This is a genomic window from Microbispora bryophytorum, assembly GCF_006874465.1.
GTDB lineage: Bacteria > Actinomycetota > Actinomycetes > Streptosporangiales > Streptosporangiaceae > Microbispora > Microbispora bryophytorum.
The window spans coordinates 432,602-454,457 of the sequence record NZ_VIRL01000002.1 but is presented as its reverse complement, the minus strand read 5'-3'; the positions used below and the strand labels follow the sequence as shown (position 1 = coordinate 454,457).

Genomic DNA, 21,856 nt, shown 5'->3' with positions numbered 1-21,856 from the left:
CTCGGCGTGACGAGGACGTGCCGGGGGTCTTCGGGGACCTTCGGGAATCTTCCGGTGACGTTCCGGGACGTTCGGAGGGCGGGCCGGGGATCGGAAGCCACATCACGCCGGTGTCGGTGATTTCGGTGAGAGCACTGTTTGACGCTCTTTTTTCCAATCAGCTTGACCTTTGGGAGTGTCGGCTTTACCGTCACTGTCCGTAACCACAACACGCGACCTTCCTGGGTAAAACCCGACGCAGCGGTCACCGAAGGTGCCGGTCACGGGCACCAGCCCCGGTGTTCGGAACGCTTGGGACAAGGACGCACAATCAAGTGAGAAGAGCCATAGAAAGCCGGGGGCCACACGATGCCGTCTGACTACGCCAAGTCGCTGGGCGCGCGCCTGCGCGCAATCCGGACCCAGCAGGGGCTGTCCCTGCACGGTGTGGAGGAGAAGTCCCGCGGACGGTGGAAGGCCGTCGTCGTGGGCTCCTACGAGCGCGGCGACCGCGCGGTGACCGTGCAGAAGCTCGCCGAGCTCGCGGATTTCTACGGAGTGCCGGTGTCGGAGCTTCTTCCGGGCGGAGCCGCTCCGAGCCCGCTTGCGCCCGCTCCCAAGCTGGTCATCGACCTGGAGCGGCTGTCACAGCTGCCGAAGGACAAGGCCGGCCCGCTTGCCCGTTACGCCGCCACCATTCAGAGCCAGCGGGGCGACTACAACGGCAAGGTGCTGTCCATCCGGCAGGAGGACCTGCGCTCGCTCGCGGTCATCTATGACAAGTCGCCGGTCGAGCTGACCGAGGAGTTCATCCACTGGGGCGTGCTCGACGCCGAGGCCCGCCGCGCCGTCGAGTCCTTCTGACCTTCCGCCCGGTTCGCGCGCGGCTCCCCGCGCCGACGTCCGTCCTGCCCGGCTCCCCTCGTGTCTGTCGCGCCTGACGGACCAGGCCCTGCGGCGCGTGGCCCGCGCTCGCGCCGGGCGGCGTCAGGCACCGCCTCGCCACCGGCGACGCTCCGGCAACGGAGAGCCGCCGGTGACGAGTGATTGCCGCCACGCGGGGATAGGCAGGACATGACGTTTCACGTGGGCTCCGAGGTGGGCAGGCTTCGCCAGGTCCTGGTCGACATACCCGAACTCGCGCTCAAGCGGCTCACCCCGGGCAACAAGGACGGCCTGCTGTTCGACGACGTGCTGTGGGTGCACCGCGCGCTGGAGGAGCACCGGGAGTGGTGCGAGGTGCTCGCCGGGCGCGGCGTCACGGTGCACCACCTCGGCGATCTCCTGCGGGAGGTCATCGAGATCCCCGACGCGCGCAAGCACATCCTCGACGGCAGCGTCGACGAGCACTGGTTCGGCCCCCTGGCCGCCGACGCGATCCGCAACACGTTCGACGCCCTCGACGCGGACGCGCTCGCGCCCCTGCTGACCGGCGGGATCACCAAACGCGAGATCATGGAGCTGGGCTGCGACCCCGGCTCCATCGCGTTCCACACCCTCGGCATGGACGACTTCGTCCTCCCGCCGCTGCCCAACCACCTGTTCGCCCGCGACACCTCCTGCTGGGTGTACGACGGGGTGTCGATCAACCCGATGCGGAAGAAGGCGCGCAGGCGGGAGACCGTCAACTACGAGACGGTCTACCGGTGGCACCCGCTGTTCGCCGCGGGCTACGACAACCCCGACGCCGGCGGGTTCAACGTCTGGTACGAGGGCGTGCGCATGGCCCCGGCCACCATCGAGGGCGGCGACGTCCTGGTGCTCGGCAACGGCGTCGTGCTCGTCGGGGTGAGCGAGCGCACCCAGCCGCAGGCCGTGGAGATGCTGGCGACCAACCTGTTCCGGACGGGGTCGGCGGCCCGCATCGTGGCGCTCGACCTGCCCAAGACCCGCGCGTTCATGCACCTCGACACCGTGATGACCAACGTCGACGTGGGCGTGTTCACCAAGTACGCCGGGCTCGGCATGCTCCCGTCGTACACGGTGGAGCCGGGCGACACCGACAAGGAGCTGAAGGTCACCGACCACCCGCCGGAGGACATGCACAAGGCGATCGCGCGGGCCCTCGGCCTCGACGACATCAAGGTCCTCACGCCGACGCAGGACGTGCACGCGGCCGAGCGCGAGCAGTGGGACGACGGCTGCAACGTGCTGGCGCTGGAACCCGGCGTGGTCGTGGCCTACGAGCGCAACACCACGACCAACAACCACCTGCGCAGGCACGGCATCGAGGTCATCACGATCCGGGGCAGCGAGCTCGGCCGCGGACGCGGCGGGCCGCGGTGCATGAGCTGCCCGCTGGAGCGCGACCCCCTCTGATCACCGTCGCCATCTGATCACCGTCCCCTGCCGATCACCGTCTCCGTCCGATCACCGTCTCCGTCCGATCACCGTCCACGGCCATGCTGAACGGGCGCGCGGGATCAAGGGCGGGGACGGAGGTCAGCCGGCCATGGGCAGAGTGGGACGGCCGGGCAGGCCGAGGATCGACTCGACCTCGCCGACGAACCTGTCCGCCTCCGCTATGATCTCCTCTGCGTCGTTCGGCGTGACGGACCGGACCATGCCGGCCTCGGCCGCCGCACGCTTGGCCGCGCTCACCGCGAAGTAGGCCGCCCAGTCCGCGAGCTTGGGCTCGGCCTCCGGCAGCAGCTCCCAGGCGCTGCGCAGCCGCCGCCTGCGGCCGTCCATCGGCCGCGGACGAGCCGCGAGGATCCCGGCGGCCGCACGGAGGGCCGCCAGGTGGGCCGACACGTAGCGGTCCGCGGGAGTGGGCCCGACGGTGGCGTCCGCGAGGCATGCCCTGGCGTCCGCGAGGTGTGCCAGAACCGCCTGCGAGAGCCGGGGCCCGCTCTTGTGATCGTCGTCGTTCTGCTCGGTCATGCCCGCCTCCTTGAGTCGTGGCACTCCGGCGAAGTCGCCGGTGACTTCACAGTCGCAGATCGCACCGACAATTTCGCCGGCCGGGAGATCCCGTGAACCGCTCGAGATCGCCCGACGCATTCTCAGGCTCCCGTGGGCGGCCGGACGAGGAGCTTCCCCTCTCCCCGTCCGGCCCACGCCGCAGGCCGTGCCGCATCCGTCTCCGCCGACGACGAAGGCACGAGTCCAACGGGGTGGGCGCGAGCCGCGAGTCCCACGCCCACCCCATCGAACATAGATTCGACCCCGCCACCTGTCAAGGCTGTCAACGAATACGTGTTCGAGGATCGCGTTCGAAACGCCGGCCGCGAACGGCGGAGGGGCCCCGCACGACCATCTCGCGCGGGGCCCCTCCGGAGCCGGCGTCAGCGCCTGAAGGCGCCCCTGACGTGCACGGGAACGCCCTTGCCGAGCATGCCCGGCAGAAGCTCCGCCACGTTCATCGGCAGCCGCACGCAGCCGTGCGACGCCGGGTAGAGCGGCACCGACAGCGCGCCGTGGAGCGCGATGCCGCCGTTGAAGAAGATGGGGTTGTAGAGCTGCCCGAGGTAGGACCGGTGCCAGCCCTTGACCCGCCAGGTGGTCTTGTAGTCGCCGGTCGGCGTGCGGGCGCTGCCGGAGAACCGCTGCCGCTTGCCGTTCCAGGTGGCGTACTCGGTGTAGGGGATGCCGCTGCCGCTGGAGATGTGGCTGATCAACACCGGCACGCCGCCCCGGTACAGAACCATCACCTGCTTGGTCAGGTTCACCTCGACGCGGGTCGCCTTGCCCCTGGGCACCAGGACCTTGGGCGCGCGGGGGTTCTCCAGCGCCCTCCAGGTGCGGGCGGCGACCGTGCTGGTCGGCGTGATCCCCTGCACCTTCTGGAACGCCCAGAGAGCCGTCAGCGTGGCCCCGCCGTACCGGCCGTCGACGCTGCCGGGCACGTACCCGAGCTCCTTCAGCCGGGCCTGCAGCGCCTTCACGACCGAGCCCTTGGCGCCGAGCTTGAGCGTCTTGCCCGGGGCGGTGAACGGCGGATAACCCGTGGCGCGGGCGGGGACGGCGCTTCGCGCCGGGAGCACGGTCCCCGTGGTGATGGTCCCGGTGGCGACGGTCCCCGTGGTTATGGTCCCGGTGGCGACGGTCCCCGTCGGCGCGGCGGCGCGCGCCTGCGCCGGGCCGCTCACGCCGGCAACCGCGAAGGCGGTCGCGAACGTCGCCGCCCCCGCCACGACGAGCAGTCGCCGTCTACCCCTCATCATGACCAACCCCCTCATAAGCCCGCTTCTCGATCAAAGGACTTACCTTACGGTCCGATTGTGAGCCGCGTGATCGTAAGTGGCCATAATCGGCCGCGTATGTCCTGGCAATCCGTTTAGAGTGACCGGGTGGCAGAAAAGTTGCATCCGAACGTCGTCCGCGTTCAGGAGGCCCTGCGGGCCCACGCGGTGACGGGCGAGGTCGTCGTGCTCGACGAGGCCGCCCCGACGGCCGCCACGGCCGCGGCCCAGCTGGGCTGCGAGGTCGGCGCGATCGCCAACAGCCTGATCTTCGACGCGGACGGCGCGCCGTTGCTGGTGCTGACCAGCGGCGCCCACCGGGTGAACACCGATCTGATCGCGCGGCTCGTCGGCGCGGCGAAGGTGCGGCGGGCCACTCCGGAGTTCGTCCGCGAGCACACCGGGCAGCCCATCGGCGGTGTCGCCCCGGTCGGGCACCCCGCGCCCGTGCGCACGCTGGTGGACACCTGGCTGAGCAAGCACGACGTGGTGTGGGCCGCCGCGGGGCACCCCCACACCGTCTTCCCCACGTCCTACGACGAACTGCTGCGCACCACCGGGGGCACGGCCGCCGAGGTGGAGTGACGCTGCCGGACCAGCCCGGCGTCGTTTTGCTAGTGTGCGACGAGTGATCCAACTGCGACGGGTGGGGCCCGACGAGTTCAGGGCGGCACTGGACACCGTGCTGGAGATCTACGCGGTCGCCATGCGCCCGCCGTCGGACCAGCTCGCGGGCCGCATGGCGATCATGCGCAACCACGCCACCTATCCCGACTTCGACTGCGTGCTCGCCGAGGACACGCAGGCCTCCGGTGTCGCCGGCTTCGCGTACGGCTTCCACGGCGGCCAGGGGCAGTGGTGGCACGAGGTCGTACGCGGGGCGCTGCAGGACCGGGCCGGGCCGGTGGTGGCGAACGCCTGGTTCGGCGACGCCCTGGAGATCGCCGAGATCCACGTGCGCCCCGAGTACCAGGGCCGGGGAATCGGCCGGCGACTGATCCACACGCTGTGCGAGGGCCGCCCGGAGCGCACGGCCGTGCTGTCGACGCACGACGCCCCCACCGTGGCCCGGCACCTCTACCGGGACGTCGGGTTCGCCGACCTGATGACCCGGTTCGTCTTCCCGGGCGGTTACGAGGAGTACGTCATCGCAGGGGTGCGGCTGCCACTGCCGCTGCCCGAGGGCGCGGCCCTCGAAGGCTGATCGGGACCGGCCGGCTCAGCCGGCCACGGCGGCGGGCACGCCGTGCAGCGCCTGGAACACCTCGCGGGTCGCGCTCGACCGGTTGAAGGTGATGAAGTGGATGCCGGGAGCGCCCTCGTCGAGAAGCTTCCGGCACATCTCGATGGCGTGCTCGATCCCGAGGCGACGGACCGCGGCCGGGTCGTCGGCGACGGCCGCGAACCGCTCGGCCAACTCCGGCGGGAACGGCGCACCGGACAGCTGCTCCGACCGGGCGATCGTGCTCATCTGCGTCACGGGCATGATGCCGGGGATGATCGGGGTGTCGCACCCGCGGGCGGCCACGCGGTCACGCAGCCGCAGGTAGTCGTCCGCCTCGAAGAACATCTGGGTGATCGCGTAGTCCGCGCCGGCCCGGCACTTCTGCACGAAGTACTCGGTGTCCGACTCGATGGTCGCCGACCTGGGGTGCTTGTAGGGGAAGGCGGCCACTCCCACGCAGAAGTCCCCCGCCTGGCGGATCAGCCGCACCAGCTCCTCGGCGTAAAGGACGCCCTCCGGGTGCTTCACCCACTCGTCCAGCGGGTTGCCGCCGCGCGGGTCGCCGCGTACGGCGAGGATGTTGCGCACGCCCGCGTCGGCGAACCTGCCGACGAGGTGGCGCAGCTCGCGGATCGAGTGGTCGACCGCGGTGAAGTGGGCGACGGGGGTGAGCGTCGTCTCGTGCGCCAGCCGCTCGACGATGTCCACCGTACGGTCCCGGGTCGAGCCGCCGGCGCCGTAGGTCACGGAGACGAACGTCGGCCGCAGCGCTTCCAGCTCGCGGATCGCCCGCCACAGCTGGCGCTCCCCCTCGTCGGTCTTCGGTGGGAGGAACTCGAACGAGAACGAGCGCTCGCCCGCGGCCAGCAGTTCGCGGACCGTCGGGACGCGATCAGGAAGCCGCGAGGGCAGACCGAGAGCCATACCGGCAAGGGTACAGCGATAGCGGTTTTCGCCGCCCTCGCGGTCTTGCTATGTGGACATTTGTCCTATGAGGGCGAGTTGGCCCACTTGGATGGGATCTGCTGCTGGGTGACCGGATCAACCCCGGTTAGTCTCTCAGTATGACCGCTTCCGCCGCCTCGCTCGATTCCATCCGTACGGAGGTGGACCGCGCGCTCCGGGACTTCCTCGACCGGCAGCGACCACACTTCAGTGACCCTCATCTGGCCGCCCTGCTGTCCGCCGCGGAGGACTTCATAGCGGGCGGCAAAAGGCTGCGCCCCGCCTTCTGCCACTGGGGCTGGCGGGCCGCCGGCGGAGGCGACGACCCGGGACTGCACGTCGCCGCCGCCTCGCTGGAACTCCTCCAGGCCAGCGCGCTCATCCACGACGACGTCATGGACGCGAGCGACGTGCGCCGGGGCATGCCGTCGGCACACCGCCGGTTCGAGCGGATGCACGCCGAGGCGGGCTGGCACGGCTCCGGACGGCAGTTCGGCGAGGGCACGGCCGTGCTGCTGGGCAACCTGCTCCTGGTGTGGTCCGGGGAGATGTGGCGCACCAGCGGCCTGGCGCCCGAGGCGATCGCCGCCGCCCAGCCGCTGCACGATTACATGCTCACCGAGCTGATGTGCGGGCAGTACCTCGACCTGCTCGAACAGGCGCAGGGCGAGAGCACGTTCGACAGCGCGCTGCGGGTGGCGCTGTACAAGAGCGGCAAATACTCGGTCGAGCAGCCGCTCAGGCTCGGGCTCGTCCTCGCCGCCCAGGCTTCGCACGCCTGGATCGACCGGCTCTGCGTGCAGTACGGCCAGCAGGTGGGCATCGCCTTCCAGCTCCGCGACGACATCCTCGGCGTGTTCGGCGACCCGGCGGAGACCGGCAAGCCCGCCGGGGACGACCTACGCGAGGGCAAGCGGACCGTGCTGATCGCGCGTGCGCTCGCCTCGGCCACCCCCGCCCAGACCGCGGTCGTACGCTCCCTGCTCGGCGACCCCGCGCTGGACGCCGAGGGGGTCGCGCAGCTCCGGACGGTGATCGAGGAGACCGGCGCGCTGGCCGCGTGCGAAGGCATGATCAAGCGCTACCTCGACGACGCGCTGCACGCCCTCGACCAGGCGCCGATCGAGGAAGAGGCCCGCACGGCACTGGCCGCCCTGGCCGTGGCCGCCACGTCCCGCCGCACCTGACGCGAGGCGCCGGCCGGACCGGCCGCGACATGAGTGGACGGCTCCGCGTCGACGCCACCGGGCCGCGTCGCGGGCGCCGGCCGGACGGGCCCGGAGGAGGCCGTTCCGATCAGAGCGGGACGGCCGACAGCCGGGCCTTGAGCGCTGCGGCGGCGGCGCCGGGGTCGTCGGCCTCGGTGACGGCCCGGACGACCACGGCGCGGCGCACGCCGTGCGCCATCACCTCGTCGAGGTTGTCCGGGCCGATGCCGCCGATGCCGAACCACGGCCGGTCGGCGCCCAGGCGCGCGGCGTGCTCCAGCAGCGCGGGGCCGGGCGCCGGACGGCCGGGCTTGGTGGGCGTGGGCCAGATCGGGCCGCAGCAGAAGTAGTCCACCCCCGGCTGCACGGCCGCGGCCGACGCCTCGGCCGCCGAGTGCGTGGACCTGCCGATCAGGACATCCGGACCGAGGATCTCCCGGGCCACCGGGACCGGGAGATCGTCCTGCCCGAGGTGCAGGATGTCGGGCCGGGCGGCGTAGGCCACATCCGCCCGGTCGTTGACCGCGAGCAGCGCACCGTGCCTGTCGCAGGCCGCGCGGAAGACCTCCAGCAGGTCCAGCTCCTCGCGCGCCTCCAGGCCCTTCTCCCTGAGCTGGACGATGTCCACCCCGGCGGACAGGACCGCGTCGAGGAACTTCTCCAGGTCGCCGCGGCCCCTCCTGCCGTCAGTGCAGAGGTAGAGCCTGGCCTGCGCGAGCCGCTGTCGCCGGATGTCGTTCACCCGACCACAATGCCACGCGCCGGAGGGGTCAGAAGCCCAGGGCCTGGGCCCTGCGCTTGACCTCGGTGTGCCGGCCCCCCACGATCGCGTCGATCGGGGACCCCGGTAGCGAGTCGTCCGGGGTGAACAGCCACCGGATCGACTCCACCTCGTCGTACCCGGCGTCGGCCAGGACCGTGAGCGTGCCGGGCAGGCCCTTGAGCACCTCGCCGTCCGCGATGAACACCGCCGGGATCTGCGGCTCGCCGCCGCCCCGCCGGACGCCGACGAGCTTCTTGTCCTTGAGGAGTTGCTTGGCGCGGCCGATGCTGAGCACCAGCTTCTCGGCGGCCTCCGAGAGGGGGAGCCACTCCCCTACGAGCTGGTCGGTCTCCCGGTCGATCTTCGCAACAGTAAGCGTCACGGGTCCACCATTACCACACACGAGCTCCGGGGATACACCTCGATTAGGCCATAATGCAGTCGCGAAGCGCCACGGCCGCGTCCGCGACCCGCAGGGGATCGAGCCGCCGGCCACTTTCGACGATCTTGCGACCCTGCACCACGTCGCGCGGCCGGTCGACGGTGAGCACCGCGGCGAGCCGGTCGTCGGCCGTCAGCCAGCACACCGACCACTTCGGGTCCCTGCGCGGGTCGCCGCGCAGCACCATGCGGTCGCCGGCGTCCCGATGACCGGCGAACTGCACCATGTGACCGAACTGCTCGGACCAGAAGTACGGCACGGGGTCGTAGACCGCCTCCTCACCCAGCAGGGTGGCGGCGGCCGTGTCGGGGGCCTGAAGCGCGGTGTCCCAGTGTTCGACCCGCAGCCGGGCGTGGAACCTGCGCGACCACCAGTTCGCGCAGTCGCCCACCGCGACCACGTTGGGCAGCGACGTGCGCAGGTGCTCGTCGACCACCACCCCGTCGTCGAGCCGGACCGCCGACCCCTTCAGCCAGTCGACGGCCGGGCGCACGCCGATGCCGGTGACGACCACGTCGGCCGGCACCCGGGCGCCGGACATGAGCGTGAGACCGTCGGCGTCCACGGTGCCGACCATCGCGCCGAGGCGCAGCTCGACGCCCGCCCGCGCGTACCAGTCGGTGGTGTGGCTGCCCACGGCGGGCCCGAGCGCCACCGCGAGCGGGCTCTCCCCCGCCTCCACCACGGTCACCGCGCAGCCCGCCCTGGCCGCCGCGGTGGCGACCTCGGCGCCGATCCAGCCGGCCCCGACGACGGCCACGCGGGCGCCGGGGACCAGCCGCTCACGAAGCGTGAGCGCGTCCTCGATCGTGCGCAGCACGTGCTGGCGGCCCTCTCCGCGCAGGCGGATCGGCGTGGCGCCGGTGGCGATGACCAGGCCGTCGTACTCCAGCTCGCCCTCGGTCGTCTCCAGCACGCCGTCGCGCAGGCCCTTGGCCGCCGTGCCGAGGCACAGCCGCACGTCGAGGGCGTCGAGATCGGAGTCGACCACGGTGGAGTCGGTCTCTCCGAGCAGCACCGCCTTCGACAGCGGCGGCCGGTCATAGGGGCGATGGTGTTCCTCGCCGATGAGCGTGATGCGGCCGGTGAATCCACCGGCCCTCAACGCCTCGATGCTTCGCACGCCGGCCAGGCCGGCACCCACCACCACGACGTGATCCACAGCTTGACCATAGATTGTGAACGGGGGCCCTGGCCAACGGGCCCCTCATAACGAGTTGGGCAATTGACGCGCACTTATGCCGGGGCCCGCGTTGTGAAGGACGCCGGATCCTCACCGGCGTTCTACCGGACCACGCGCATCCAGATGTTCGTGGCGTGCGGCACGTGCGTGAGGCTGATCCGTTCGAGCCGGACGCGGTCGCCGCCGGGGCGGGAGAACAGCCGGACGCCGTCGCCGAGCATGACCGGCGCCACGCACACGAGGATCTCGTCGAGCAGGCCCGCGTCGAGGCACTGCGCGGCGACGTCGGCGCCGAGCATGTTGACGTACTTGTCCCCGGCGGCCGCCGTGGCCGCCTCGACGGCCGCGCCGAGGTCCGTCACGAAGGTCACGCCGGGCACCGGCGCGGCCGGGAGGTCGTGGGTGAGCACGAACTGCGGCCCGCTCCACACGCCGCCGAACGCGCCCTCCTGCGAGGTGCCGCGATTCGGATCGTCACCCCGGAAGGTGCGGTTGCCGACGAGCAGCGCGCCGATGTCGCCGACCAGCCCGTCCACGTCCGGGTTGGGTCCGAGATGTTCGGTCAGCCAGGACATGTCGCCGTCCGGCCCGGCGATGAAGCCGTCCAGGGACATGGTGGCCGAGTAGAGCAGCGTGGCCATGGCATACCTCCGTCGAGTCGATCCACGTCGCGCCATCATGCGCCTGCGGGCGGCTCCGCACCCGCCGGTCCGGCGATCGGCCGTTATGGGCGGCGTACTACCCTTGTGGGAGTAAGACGCGCGGGAGCCCGGCGGACCGGGCTGAGAGGAGAGCGTGAGGCTCTCGACCGCCCCGACCTGATCCGGGTAATGCCGGCGAAGGGAGCGCTGTGTCCCGCACACCGCCGTCCGGAGTCCGGTCCGGCTACGACGTCGTGATCGTCGGCGGCGGGGTGGAGGGCCTGGCCGCGGCCTGGCGCACCGCCCGGCGGGGCCTGTCGGCGGCGGTGGTGGACCCCGCGCCCGGAGGCGGCGCCACTCACGCCTCCGCCGGGATGCTCGCGCCGGTCAGCGAGGTGACCTACACGGAAGAGCCGCTGCTGCGGCTCGGCCTCGCGTCGCTGGCGGCCTGGCCGGCGTTCCGGGCGGAGCTGGAGGACGAGACCGGCGACGACCTCGACTACCGGACCGAGGGCACGCTGGAGGTCGCCCGCGGCGCGGACGACATGGCCGTCCTCGACGACCTCGCGGCCTTCGAGCGGACGCTCGGTCTGCGGGTCGAGCGGCTCACCGGGCGCGAGTGCCGCTCCTACGAGCCGATGCTCTCCCCCTCCGTACGCGGTGGGCTGCTGGCCCGCGACGACGCGTGGGTCAACCCCCGCAGGGTCGTGCGCGCCCTCCTCACGGCGTTCGAGAAGGCGGGCGGCACGCTGGTGACCGAGCGCGTCGCCGGGATCGACGCCCCGGGCCCCGGCGCTCCGTGCGTACGGCTGGAGTCCGGCGGCGTCATCGCGGCCGGCCAGGTCGTCGTGGCGGCCGGGTCGTGGTCGGCGTCCCTGCTGCCCAGCCTGCCGGTGCGCCCGGTCAAGGGCGAGATCCTCCGGCTGCGCGGGCCCCGTGGCTTCCTCACCCGGTGCGTCAGGGGACTGGTGCACGGCTCCCCCGCCTACCTGGTCCCCCGGGGCGACGGAGAGATCACCGTGGGCGCCACGACCCAGGAGATGGGGTTCGACCCGAGGGTCACCGCCGGAGGCGTGTACGAGCTGCTGCGCGACGCCCGCGAGCTGGTGCCCGGCATCACGGAGCTCGAACTGGCCGAGACGACGACCGGCTTCCGGCCCGGCACGCCCGACAACCTGCCGATCATCGGCCCGGCCGGGCCGCCCGGCGTGCTCGCGGCGACCGGGCACGGACGCAACGGGGTGCTGCTGTCCCCGATCACCGCCGACGCCGTCGCCGCGTTCCTCACCGGCGACGAGGTGCCCCCGGTCGCCCGGTTCTGCGATCCAGGGAGATTCAGTCAATGAAAGTCACGATCAACGGAGGCGCGGCCGAACTGCCGGACGGCGCCACGATCGGCGACGCCGTACGGACCCTCACGTCCCTCACATCCGGGGTCGCGGCGGCGCTGAACGGCGAAGTCGTGAGCCGGAGCGCCTGGGACACGACCCCGGTCGCCGACGGCGACGGCGTCGAGGTGCTCACGGCCGTGCAGGGAGGGTGAGCATGACCGACGACGTCTTCGTGCTGGGCGGGGAGAAGTTCACCTCGCGGCTCGTCATGGGCACCGGCGGCGCGCCGTCGCTCGAGGTGCTCGACCAGGCGCTGGAGGCGTCCGGCACCGAGCTGACGACCGTCGCGATGCGCAGGCTCGATCCTGAGTCCCGCGGCTCGGTGCTCGACGTGCTGCGCTCCCGCGGCATCAAGGTGCTGCCGAACACGGCGGGGTGCTTCACCGCCGGGGAGGCGGTGCTGACCGCCCGCCTGGCCCGCGAGGCGCTGGAGACCGACTGGGTCAAGCTGGAGGTCATCGCGGACGAGCGGACCCTGCTGCCCGACCCGATCGAGACCTTCGACGCCGCCGAACGGCTGGTCGCCGACGGTTTCACGGTGCTGCCGTACATCGGCGACGACCCGGCGCTGGCCCGCAGGCTCCAGGACGCCGGGTGCGCCGCCGTAATGCCGCTCGGCGCCCCCATCGGCTCCGGGCTGGGCATCCGCAACCCGCACAGCATCGAGCTGATCGTCGAGGCCGCCACGGTGCCGGTGATCCTCGACGCCGGCATCGGCACGGCCAGCGACGCCGCGCTGGCGATGGAACTGGGCTGCGACGCGGTGCTGCTGGCCAGCGCCGTGACCCGGGCGCACCGGCCCGGCCTGATGGCCGCGGCCATGCGGCAGGCGGTCACGGCGGGCCGGCTGGCCCGCCTCGCCGGGCGCATCCCCCGCCGCCGCTACGCCGAGGCGTCCTCCCCCGCCCGCACGTCCTGAACCCGCCACCGTCCTTCCCGCCCGTTCCGGACCCTTCGCGGGCCGGGCGGGAAGGCGCGAAACCCGCGTCTGGTAAGGCCGGTTTTCCAAATCGGCACGGCTTTTCGGACGCCTCGGACCGCGCCCGAATAGGTCTCGGTTTGGGATTCGGGAACACGCCGGGCGGCAAATCACCCGTAAACTCTGGCGGGTGGACACGACGCTAACCGACCCGCTCGTGGGGCAGGTGCTCGACGGGCGCTACCGCGTCGAGTCCCGGATCGCCCGGGGCGGCATGGCCTCCGTCTACCTGGCTCTGGACGTCCGGCTCGACCGCACGGTCGCCGTCAAGGTGATGCACCGCTCCCTGGCCGAGGACCCGCAGTTCGTGCGGCGGTTCATCGGCGAGGCCAAGTCGGTGGCCAGCCTCTCGCACCCCAACATCGTGCAGGTCTTCGACCAGGGCACCGACGGGGCGAATGTCTACCTGTCGATGGAGTACGTCCCCGGCAGGACGCTGCGCGACGTCCTGCGCAAGCGCGGTCACGTCCCGGCGCGCGAGGCCCTGGAGATGGTCATCCCGGTGCTCGCCGCCCTCGGCGCGGCCCACCAGGCCGGGCTCATCCACCGCGACGTCAAGCCCGAGAACGTGCTGCTCGCCGACGACGGCCGGGTGAAGGTCGTGGACTTCGGCCTGGCCCGCGCGATCGAGGCGACCAACCAGACCAAGACCGGCATGATGATCGGCACGATCGGCTACATGTCGCCCGAGCAGGTCACGACCGGCACGGCCGACGCACGAAGCGACGTGTACGCCGCCGGGATCATGCTGTTCGAGCTGCTCACCGGACGGCAGCCGTACGCGGGCGAGACGCCGATGTCGGTCGCCTACCGGCACGTGCACGAGACCGTCCCAGCGCCGTCGCTGTCGGTGGCCGACGTGCCGCCGTCGATCGACGCGCTCGTCGCCGCGGCCACCGACAAGGACCCCGCCGCGCGCCCGGCGGACGCGACCGCCATGCTCGTCGCGGCCGTCGAGATCCACCGTACGCTGCCCAGGACCGGGCACACCGGCGCGCACTCCGCCCTCCACGGAGCCCCGCACGGAACCCCCCACGGAACCTACGACAGCGGTGCCCACAGCGGGGTGCGGACGGGCGCGCATCGGACCCTCCCGCCGCCCGGCGGGTCCTCCCCGTTCGGCACGGCGCAGCACGCGCGCCCGGAGCACGAGCCGCCGGCCGACCGGACGATGATCCAGCCGCGCTCGGAACTGCTGACCGGCCGCGCCGAGGCGGGGCGCCGCCGCCGGCGCGGGATCAGGCCCGTCTGGTTCGTCGCCGCGCTGGCCCTCGTCATGCTGGCGGGCGTCGCCTTCACCGGCTGGTGGTTCTCCCAGGGCCGCTACACGAAGGTCCCCGACCTGGTGAACAAGCCCGTCACGGTCGCCAGGCAGGCCGCGCAGCAGGCCGGTTTCGAGGTCAGGATCGGTGAGGCGCGGTTCGACGACAAGGTGCCGAAGGACATCGTCCTGGACACCGATCCGGGACTGGGCGCCGAGGTGGTCAAGGGCTCGGTGCTCACCCTCATCCCGTCGGCCGGCCCGGAGACTGTCCCCGTGCCGAAGGTCGAGAACGTCAGCCTGGCGGACGCCCGGGCGAAGATCGCCGACGCCGGCCTGACCCCCGGACGGGTGAGCAAGAGCGCGAGCGACACCGTCCCCCGCGATCAGGTCATCCGAACCAACCCGCCGGTGGGCAAGCGCGTCAAGAAGGGCAGCACGGTCAACTTCGTGGTCAGCGCCGGGCTGCTGATGCCGGACGTCACGCAGATGATGCGCGACCAGGCGGAGAAGTTCCTGCGGGAGAAGGGCTTCAACGTCCAGATCGACGAGACCACCGACGACACCCCGCCGGGCACCGTGATCGCGCAGGACCCTCCCGGGGGCGCCGAGGTCGTGGCCGGGGGGACCGTCCATCTGACCGCCTCGCGCGGACCGGACCAGGGCTTCCACTGGCCGTGGGAGGTCAATCCCGCCGACCCCGGCCAGAGCCCGCCCGCCGTCGTCAACGTGCCCAACGTGATGTTCAAGTCGGTGAAGGACGCGGTGAACGAGCTGAAGGCGGCCGGCTTCAACGTCAAGACCCGCAAGATGGTGGGCACCGACCGCGTGGTCGGCGAGAATCCGCTCGGCCAGCAGCCGCCGGGCGCCACCATCACGATCTGGCACTGACGCCCAGGACGGGCGTTCCCGCCGCCGTACCGGTCGCGGAGTTCTCCGAGGCCGCTCCCCGGTGCGGAGCGCGGCCGGCTCCGCCTCGTCCGCTCCCCCGCCGAGCTCGCGCGGCTCAGCGGGCCCCACGCCGACTACCTGGAACCGGTCGTCCGCCGGTACGCCGCGCAGCGGTCGTGATCCTCCGCGAGCACCCCGCAGAAAACACTTCACTGAGCGTGAATCGTCAAGCCCGACGTCAGGGCGGGGACCAGGGGGCGAGGGTGCCGAGGAGGCGGAGGCGGGCGAGGCCGCCGTCGGGGTGGATGTCGAGCCGGGCGTGGGTGATCCGGCGGTCGTCGTCGAGACGGAAGCGGTGGCGGGTGTCGGGCTGCAGGCGCGTCATGGGAAGCAGCGGGAACCAGGCGTCCTCGTCCTCCAGCGGCGCCCGGTCCGCGTCCACGCCCTTGAGCGACACCCAGCCGGGGGCGTTGAACACCAGGTTGGTCGTGTCGAGCTCGGCGACGGCCACCCGGCCGGGACCGGCCAGGGCGACGACGAGCCAGTCGTTGCCGCCGTCGCGGCGGCGGGCGGTCTCCCAGCCCTCGGCCTGGTTGCGGGCCAGGCCGGGCGCGAGGACGTTGTTCGGCGAGGAGTAGAACTCGTCGGAGCACGCCGTCACCAGTCCGCCGTTCTCGAGCGCGGCGAGGTCGACGGTGAGGCCCTCCAGGAACGTCCGGTCGGGCACCACCCGCCCGTGGACCCGCAGCCGGGCGACGCCGCCGTCGGGGAAGATGTTCAGCCGCACATGGGTGAAGCGGCGGGGGTCGGTCACGGCGAACTCGTGGACCGTGTCGCCCTTCAGCGGGCTCTTCGGCACGATCTCCACCCAGCCGTCCAGCTCGTCCGGCGCGGGATGGCCCTCGGCCGCGCACGCCTCGACCGACGCGTACGGCGGGTAGTTTCCGCGGAACCACGCGGTGTCCACGACCACGCCCCTGATGATCCCGGGCAGGCCTAGCCGCACGATCGCCCAGTCGTGGCCGGGCTCGCGCCGCCGCCTGGTCTCCCAGCCGTCGTAGACCTGGCCCTTGGCCCCGAAGGTGTGCGGCCGGAACTCGGCCGGTCCCGGCCGGATAAGGGCCTCCCGTTCGGCGAACGACTCGTCGTTGGCGGCCACGACCGACCCGCCGTACGTGCGCAGGGCGAGGTCGGGTAGGCGGGTGAAGCCGGTCATCGGGCTCCCCTCGTCAGCAGCCGGCCGCGCGGGGTGTCGAAGTCGACGGGTGTGCCGCGCAGCCAGGTGGTGCGCACCACGCCCGCCAGCCGCGCGCCGTGGTAGGGGGACACCGGGTTGCGGTGGTGCAGCGCCGCGACGTCCACCGTGAACTCGGCGTCGGGGTCGAAGGCGACGAGGTCGGCGTCGTCGCCCTCCCTGATCGCCCCCTTGCGGGGCAGGCCGGCCAGGCGGGCCGGTCCCTCGGCCATCCAGCGCGCCACGTCGGCCAGGCCGTGCCCGCGGGCGCGTGCCGCGGTCCACACGGCGGGCAGGCCGACCTGGAGCGAGGAGATGCCGCCCCAGGCGGCGGCGAAGTCGGGCACCTTGAGGTCGGGCGTCGACGGGGAGTGGTCGGAGACGATCCCCATGAGCACGCCGTCGGCCAGCGCCTGCCACAGGGCGTCGCGGTTGGCGGCCTCCCGGATCGGCGGGCAGCACTTGTAGGCGGGCCCGGTGACCTGCTCGGCCGCCAGGGTCAAATAGTGCGGGCAGGTCTCGGCGCTGACGCGCACCCCGGCCGCCTGGGCCGCGCGCAGCGGTTCGACGCAGGCGGCGGCCGACACGTGCACGATGTGGGCCCGCGCGCCCGTCTCCGCCGCGAGGGCGATCACCTGCTCGACCGCCCGGCGCTCGGCCTCCTGCGGGCGGGACCTGAGGAAGTCGCCGTACGCGGGGCCGCCGGGGTCGGACAGCAGCCCCGGGTCCTCGGCGTGCGCGATCAGCAGGCCGTCGAAGGCGGCCACCTCCGCCAGCGCGGCCCGAAGCCCGTCGCGGTCGAGCGCGGGGAACTCGTCCACTCCGGACGGGGACAGGAAGCACTTGACGCCCATCGCCCCGGCCTCGTGCAGGGGCCGCAGGTCGGCGAGGTTGCCGGGGATCGCGCCGCCCCAGAAGCCCGTGTCGACGTGGCACCGGCCCTCGGCGGCCTTCCGTTTGACCTCCAGCGCCGCCACGTCCACGGTCGGCGGCAGCGAGTTGAGCGGCATGTCCACGATCGTGGTCACGCCCCCGGCCGCCGCCGCCCTGGTGGCGGTCGCGAAGCCCTCCCAGTGGGTGCGGCCGGGCTCGTTGACGTGCACGTGGGAGTCGACCAGCCCGGGCAGCAGCGGCAGGTCGCCGAGGTCGGCGGACTCCTCGGCCGCCAGCGGCTCGTCGTAGGGCCGCAGGGCCGCGATCACGCCCCCTCGCACGGCGACCGCCAGGGGGCGCTCCCCCTGCGGGGTCACGGTCCGCCGGGACCTCACCACCAGGTCGTACTCCCCCCCTCCCCCCGTGATCTTGTAGTTTGTCGCAGACCATGCCGCCGACCTGCGGCGATCACCTCCGTGATCATGCACGAAACCCGCCTCTCCCCTCACGAGCTGGGCATTGTCCGTTCGTGATCTTGCACCAGATGCGCGGTGGCGATCCGGGCCGCGAGCCGCTCAAGCAGCGGCCCGGCCTCGGCCATGCACCGCCGCACGTCGGGCTCCACGTCGGTCAGCGCGTACGCCGCCTCGATGCCGGCCGCCCTCAGCTCGTCGTCGCCGACGGTGCGCCGCCCGCAGACGGCCACGACCGGCACGCCGTGCTTGGCCGCGGCGGCCGCGACGCCGACCGGGGTCTTGCCGCGCAGGGTCTGCTCGTCGATCGAGCCCTCGCCCGTGATCACCAAGCGGGCGCCCTCCACGTGGCGGTCGAACCCCACCAGGTCAAGCAGATAGCCGATGCCGGGGCGGATCTCGGCGTCGAGGAACGTCAGCGCGCCGAAGCCCACCCCGCCGGCGGCGCCCGCCCCCGGCCGCCCGGCCACGCCCATTGCGCGCACGACGCCGTCGTGCTCGGCGGCGCCGGTCAGGCCGTGGGTGTGCACGGCGACGGCCGCCAGCCGGGTCAGCCCGGCCTCCAGCACGGCCACGTCCTGCGGGCTCGCGCCCTTCTGCGGGGCGTACACCGCCGCCGCGCCGTACGGCCCGAGCAGCGGGTTGTCCACGTCGCTCGCCACGATCACCTCGAACCCGCGCAGGCGGCCGGAGGCGTCGATCGTGTGCAGGTCGCGCAGCGCGGCGCCGCCCGGCGGCAGGTCGTTTCCGGCCCCGTCGAGCAGCCGCACGCCGAGGGCCTGGGCCATCCCCGCGCCGCCGTCGGTGCAGGCGCTGCCGCCGAGGCCGAGCACGATCCGCGTCGCGCCGTGCCGTACGGCGTGGGCGATCAGCTCGCCGGTGCCGCGGCTGGTGGCGGTCAGCGGCGCCGGGTCGCCGGGCAGCCGGCGCAGGCCCGACGCCTCGGCCAGCTCGATCACCGCGACCCGCGCGCCGGGCTCGTTCCGCACGGCGTAGCTCGCGGTGACCGGATCGCCGACCGGCCCGGTCACCTCCGTCTCGACCCGGATGAACCCGCTCGCCACGACCGCGTCCACGGTGCCGTCGCCCCCGTCGGCCACCGGCAGCTCGACGACCGGGACGTTCCCCAACCCGGCGGCCACGTGCGCGGCCACCTCGGGCGAGGTGAGCGACCCCCGGAACTTGTCCGGTGCGATGACGACGTGTCCTGTCATGGTGTGGCTCACCTGTGGCCCTTCGATCGTGTCCGGGAACGCCTCAGACATGATCCACGGTGGTCAGCCGCCGATGGGCGCCGACCCCGGCCCGCGCGGCCTCGTCTCCCGGTACGGTGCGCAGTTCGCCGTCGTCCACGACGGTCCGGCCGCCGACGAGCAGCCGGGCGAGCGGCGGGGTCGCGCCGTACGCGAACGCGACGACGGGATCGTCGATCGCGGCGTGGAAGCCGCCGAGCCGCCACAGCGCCACGTCGGCGAGCTTGCCGGGCTCCAGCGAGCCGATCTCGGCCTCTCGGCCGAGGCAGCGGGCGCCGCCGAGCGTGGCCATCTCCAGGGCCTGGCGGGCGGTCAGCGCCCGCGGGCCGTGACGGGCCCGCTGCATGAGCACGGCCATGCGGATCTCCCCGGCCAGCGGGGTCATCTCGCTGGAGGCCGCGCCGTCGACGCCGAGCCCGACCGGCGCGCCTGCGGCCAGCAACTCGGAGATCCGCGCGATGCCCGCGCCGAGGCGTCCGTTGGACGACGGGCAGTGCGCCGTACCCGTGCCGGTCTCGCCGAAGCGCCGCACGTCCTTGTCGGTCAGATGGACGCAGTGGGCCAGCCACACGTCGGGGCCCAGCCAGCCGAGCCGGTCGAGGTATTCGACGGGCAGCACGCCGAACTGCTCCCTGCAGTGCTCGTCCTCGTCGGCCGTTTCCGCCACGTGCGTGTGCAGCCGTACGCCGTGGGAGCGGGCGAGCTCGGCCGAGCGGGTCATGAGTTCGCCGCTGACCGAGAACGGCGAGCAGGGGGCGACCGCCACGCGCAGCATCGACCCGAACGACGGATCATGATATTTGCGGATCGCGTCGTCGGTGGCCCGGAGGATCTCGTCGATGTCCTCCACGACCTCGTCCGGCGGCAGTCCTCCCTGCGAGGCCCCCCGGTCCATCGACCCCCGGCAGGGGTGGAAGCGCAGCCCGACCCGCCGCGCGGCCTCGATCTCCGCCGCGAAGAGGTCTCCCCTGCCCTTGGGGAAGACGTAGTGGTGGTCGGTGGAGGTGGTGCAGCCCGACAGGGCCAGCCAGGCCAGCCCGGCCGTCGCGGCGCCCGACACCACCTCGGTGTCCATCCGGGCCCACAGCCGGTAGCTGGCCACCAGCCACTCGAACAGCGTGCCGTCCGGGGTCACCCCCTGGGACGCCCACTGGTAGAGGTGGTGATGGGTGTTGACCAGGCCGGGAGTGGCCAGGCAGCCGGAGGCATCGACGCGTTCCGCCCCCTCCGGCACGACCGGCGCCGGGCCCGGGCCGACCGAGGTGATCAGGCCGTCCTCCACCACGACATGGCCGGACGGGATCTCCTCTCCCACGACCGGGACGACGTAGGCGTTCTCGATGACCACTCCTCGTGGTGCGAGATCACGCAATGGAGACTCCCTGGTCAGGTGCGGCGAGCACAATTATCTGCATGATCACGGAGGGTTCCGGCGCAGGTGGCGGCGCGTGAGTGCGACAAACTACAAGATCACGGCGGGGGGTGGGGGTGGCGGCGGGAAGCGGCGAGGCGCACCGCGTCGAGGATCTTCTCGTATCCGGTGCAGCGGCACAGGTTGCCGGCCAGCGCCTCCCTGATGTCGGCGTCGGGCGGCACCCCGTCGGCGCCCGCGAGCAGCGCGTGGGCCTGGACGACGAGACCCGGCGTGCAGAAGCCGCACTGCACGGCCCCGGCGTCCGCGAACGCGCGCTGCACCTCGTTCAGCCCGCTGTCCGGCCCCCTGTTCAGCCCGCGGCCCGGCCCGCCGTCGCGTTCACCGTCGCGTTCACCGTCGCGTTCACCGTCCGGCCCGTCGCGGAGTTCGCCGCCCGGCCCGCCGGCGGCCGCCAGGCCCTCGACCGTCACCACCTCGCGTCCCTCCGCCTGACCGGCCGCGACCAGGCACGCGCAGACCGGGGCGCCGTCGAGATAGATCGTGCAGGAGCCGCATTCGCCCTGCTCGCAGGCGTTCTTGGCACCCGGCAGGCCGAGCCGCTCACGCAGGACGTACAGCAGGCTCTCGCCCTCCCACACGTCGTCGGCCGTCATCGGGCGGCCGTTCACCGTGAGGTTCACCCTCATGCGCTCCCCCTGCGGTCACCAGCTCTGACGTCGTCCCATGCCCAGCCGAGCGCGCGGCACGCCATCACGGCCAGCGCGTGCGTGCGGTAGGCGGCGCGGCCCCGCACGTCGTCGATCGGCGCGGCGGAGGCGGCCACGAGTTCGCCGAAGCGGCGCGCCACGCCGGAATCCAGCGGGCCGCGGCCGTCCCAGTCGAGTTCCCCTGCCGCGAAGTCCTCGGCCCTCGGGGCGTGGCGCGGGGTCGGCGCGGCCGAGCCGATGCCGGTGCCCACCCGCCGCACGGACGGGTCCAGCGCGACCGCGAACGAGCACACCGCGATCACCATGGCGTTCCTGGTGCCGATCTTGGAGAAGTACTGCGGGCCGGTGGCGGCCGGGACGCGCACGGCGCGGATCAGCTCGTCGGGGGCGAGCGCGTTGCGCTTCACGCCGGTGTAGAACTCCCCGATCGGGATCAGCCGGGTGCCGCGCACCGACTCGGCCTCCACGACCGCGCCGCAGGCCAGCAGCGGCGGGTGGCTGTCGCCCGCGGGCGAGGCCGCGCCGAGGTTGCCCGCGACCGTGCCCCGGTTGCGGATCTGCGGCGACCCGACCGTGCGGGACGCCTGGGCCAGGCCAGGCAGATCGGCCCCGAGCTCGGCGATCAGCCGGGAGTAGGTCACGCCCGCGCCCACGCGGATCTCACCGCCCTCCCGCGACCAGTCCCGCAGGTCGCGGACCGGCGTGAGGTCGAGCAGTGCGGCCGGGCGGCCTTTGTCGAGGTTGATCTCCACCATGACGTCGGTGCCGCCCTGGATCGGTGTGGCCTCGGGCCGCTCGGCCTTCAGTGCCAGGGCCTCCGCCCAGGTCAGCGGTCGCAGGAAGTCCATC

22 protein-coding genes and 1 riboswitch are annotated in these 21,856 nt (G+C 72.8%); of the genes, 9 read left to right on the top strand and 13 right to left on the bottom strand.

All coding sequences use genetic code 11. The features are described from left to right. The first annotated feature begins 348 nt into the window (after window positions 1-348). Complete coding sequence (gene bldD, locus FLX07_RS06410) at window positions 349-843, top strand: transcriptional regulator BldD (protein WP_030508976.1); 495 nt, start codon at window positions 349-351, stop codon at window positions 841-843. Window positions 844-1,053: 210 nt separating this feature from the next. After that, window positions 1,054-2,298: an arginine deiminase gene (locus tag FLX07_RS06405; RefSeq protein WP_142568502.1), complete on the top strand. Its 1,245-nt coding sequence runs from the start codon at window positions 1,054-1,056 to the stop codon at window positions 2,296-2,298. Window positions 2,299-2,421: 123 nt separating this feature from the next. On the opposite strand, the gene FLX07_RS06400 is transcribed toward FLX07_RS06405, so the two are convergent. Beyond that, window positions 2,422-2,862 carry an SAV_6107 family HEPN domain-containing protein gene (locus FLX07_RS06400; protein WP_142568500.1) on the bottom strand — a complete coding sequence of 147 codons (441 nt, stop codon included), beginning with the start codon at window positions 2,860-2,862 and terminating at the stop codon, window positions 2,422-2,424. 404 nt (window positions 2,863-3,266) lie between these two features. Continuing rightward, window positions 3,267-4,145: a L,D-transpeptidase family protein gene (locus FLX07_RS06395; RefSeq protein ID WP_223852712.1), complete on the bottom strand. Its 879-nt coding sequence runs from the start codon at window positions 4,143-4,145 to the stop codon at window positions 3,267-3,269. Window positions 4,146-4,271: 126 nt separating this feature from the next. Between FLX07_RS06395 and FLX07_RS06390 the strand changes: the two genes are divergently transcribed. Continuing rightward, window positions 4,272-4,748 carry a YbaK/EbsC family protein gene (locus tag FLX07_RS06390; protein ID WP_142568498.1) on the top strand — a complete coding sequence of 159 codons (477 nt, stop codon included), beginning with the start codon at window positions 4,272-4,274 and terminating at the stop codon, window positions 4,746-4,748. A gap of 43 nt (window positions 4,749-4,791) precedes the next feature. Further along, window positions 4,792-5,367 (top strand): GNAT family N-acetyltransferase, encoded by a 576-nt coding sequence (locus FLX07_RS06385; RefSeq protein WP_142568497.1) that lies wholly within the window; start codon window positions 4,792-4,794, stop codon window positions 5,365-5,367. A 15-nt stretch (window positions 5,368-5,382) separates the two neighbouring features. On the opposite strand, the gene metF is transcribed toward FLX07_RS06385, so the two are convergent. After that, window positions 5,383-6,312 carry a methylenetetrahydrofolate reductase [NAD(P)H] gene (gene metF / locus FLX07_RS06380; protein ID WP_142568496.1) on the bottom strand — a complete coding sequence of 310 codons (930 nt, stop codon included), beginning with the start codon at window positions 6,310-6,312 and terminating at the stop codon, window positions 5,383-5,385. A gap of 140 nt (window positions 6,313-6,452) precedes the next feature. On the opposite strand from metF, the gene FLX07_RS06375 reads away from it, so the two are divergent. After that, window positions 6,453-7,520: a polyprenyl synthetase family protein gene (locus tag FLX07_RS06375; protein WP_142568494.1), complete on the top strand. Its 1,068-nt coding sequence runs from the start codon at window positions 6,453-6,455 to the stop codon at window positions 7,518-7,520. A 109-nt stretch (window positions 7,521-7,629) separates the two neighbouring features. On the opposite strand, the gene thiE is transcribed toward FLX07_RS06375, so the two are convergent. The 4 genes from thiE to FLX07_RS06355 form a co-directional block, all read right to left on the bottom strand. Beyond that, window positions 7,630-8,274, bottom strand: coding sequence for a thiamine phosphate synthase (thiE, locus tag FLX07_RS06370; RefSeq protein ID WP_142568939.1), 645 nt, complete (start codon window positions 8,272-8,274; stop codon window positions 7,630-7,632). Between the two features lie 37 nt (window positions 8,275-8,311). Then, window positions 8,312-8,686, bottom strand: a complete 375-nt coding sequence (locus tag FLX07_RS06365; RefSeq protein ID WP_142568492.1) for an Rv2175c family DNA-binding protein — start codon at window positions 8,684-8,686, stop codon at window positions 8,312-8,314. Between the two features lie 43 nt (window positions 8,687-8,729). Next, window positions 8,730-9,908 (bottom strand): NAD(P)/FAD-dependent oxidoreductase, encoded by a 1,179-nt coding sequence (locus FLX07_RS06360; RefSeq protein ID WP_142568491.1) that lies wholly within the window; start codon window positions 9,906-9,908, stop codon window positions 8,730-8,732. 122 nt (window positions 9,909-10,030) lie between these two features. Then, a complete protein-coding gene (locus FLX07_RS06355; protein ID WP_142568489.1) occupies window positions 10,031-10,570 on the bottom strand; it encodes a dihydrofolate reductase family protein in 540 nt (179 codons plus the stop codon). Between the two features lie 110 nt (window positions 10,571-10,680). Further along, window positions 10,681-10,791, top strand: a riboswitch (TPP riboswitch). Here FLX07_RS06355 and thiO point away from each other — a divergent pair. From thiO to pknB, 4 genes are all read left to right on the top strand, one after another. Continuing rightward, window positions 10,780-11,916 carry a glycine oxidase ThiO gene (gene thiO, locus FLX07_RS06350; RefSeq protein ID WP_142568488.1) on the top strand — a complete coding sequence of 379 codons (1,137 nt, stop codon included), beginning with the start codon at window positions 10,780-10,782 and terminating at the stop codon, window positions 11,914-11,916. It overlaps the preceding riboswitch by 12 nt. Beyond that, complete coding sequence (gene thiS / locus FLX07_RS06345) at window positions 11,913-12,113, top strand: sulfur carrier protein ThiS (protein ID WP_142568487.1); 201 nt, start codon at window positions 11,913-11,915, stop codon at window positions 12,111-12,113. The genes thiO and thiS overlap by 4 nt, the downstream gene beginning before the upstream one ends. 2 nt (window positions 12,114-12,115) lie before the next feature. Then, entirely contained in the window at window positions 12,116-12,880 is a 765-nt protein-coding gene (locus FLX07_RS06340; RefSeq protein WP_142568486.1) for a thiazole synthase, read from the top strand. 190 nt (window positions 12,881-13,070) lie between these two features. Then, window positions 13,071-15,092, top strand: coding sequence for a Stk1 family PASTA domain-containing Ser/Thr kinase (gene pknB, locus FLX07_RS06335; protein ID WP_142568485.1), 2,022 nt, complete (start codon window positions 13,071-13,073; stop codon window positions 15,090-15,092). 238 nt (window positions 15,093-15,330) lie between these two features. Here pknB and alc read toward each other — a convergent pair whose 3' ends face one another. The 6 genes from alc to FLX07_RS06300 form a co-directional block, all read right to left on the bottom strand. Next, window positions 15,331-16,308, bottom strand: a complete 978-nt coding sequence (alc, locus tag FLX07_RS06325; RefSeq protein WP_142568484.1) for an allantoicase — start codon at window positions 16,306-16,308, stop codon at window positions 15,331-15,333. Beyond that, window positions 16,305-17,597 (bottom strand): allantoinase AllB, encoded by a 1,293-nt coding sequence (gene allB / locus FLX07_RS06320; protein WP_229689638.1) that lies wholly within the window; start codon window positions 17,595-17,597, stop codon window positions 16,305-16,307. The genes alc and allB overlap by 4 nt, the downstream gene beginning before the upstream one ends. A gap of 107 nt (window positions 17,598-17,704) precedes the next feature. After that, entirely contained in the window at window positions 17,705-18,886 is a 1,182-nt protein-coding gene (locus FLX07_RS06315) for a glycerate kinase (RefSeq protein WP_167748133.1), read from the bottom strand. Between the two features lie 43 nt (window positions 18,887-18,929). After that, window positions 18,930-20,297 carry an 8-oxoguanine deaminase gene (locus FLX07_RS06310; RefSeq protein ID WP_223852713.1) on the bottom strand — a complete coding sequence of 456 codons (1,368 nt, stop codon included), beginning with the start codon at window positions 20,295-20,297 and terminating at the stop codon, window positions 18,930-18,932. A gap of 98 nt (window positions 20,298-20,395) precedes the next feature. Further along, window positions 20,396-20,986 carry a (2Fe-2S)-binding protein gene (locus FLX07_RS06305; protein WP_142568482.1) on the bottom strand — a complete coding sequence of 197 codons (591 nt, stop codon included), beginning with the start codon at window positions 20,984-20,986 and terminating at the stop codon, window positions 20,396-20,398. Further along, on the bottom strand, window positions 20,983-21,855 hold the full coding sequence (locus FLX07_RS06300; protein WP_142568481.1) for an FAD binding domain-containing protein: 873 nt from the start codon (window positions 21,853-21,855) through the stop codon (window positions 20,983-20,985). The genes FLX07_RS06305 and FLX07_RS06300 overlap by 4 nt, the downstream gene beginning before the upstream one ends. Between the last annotated feature and the right edge of the window lies 1 nt (window position 21,856).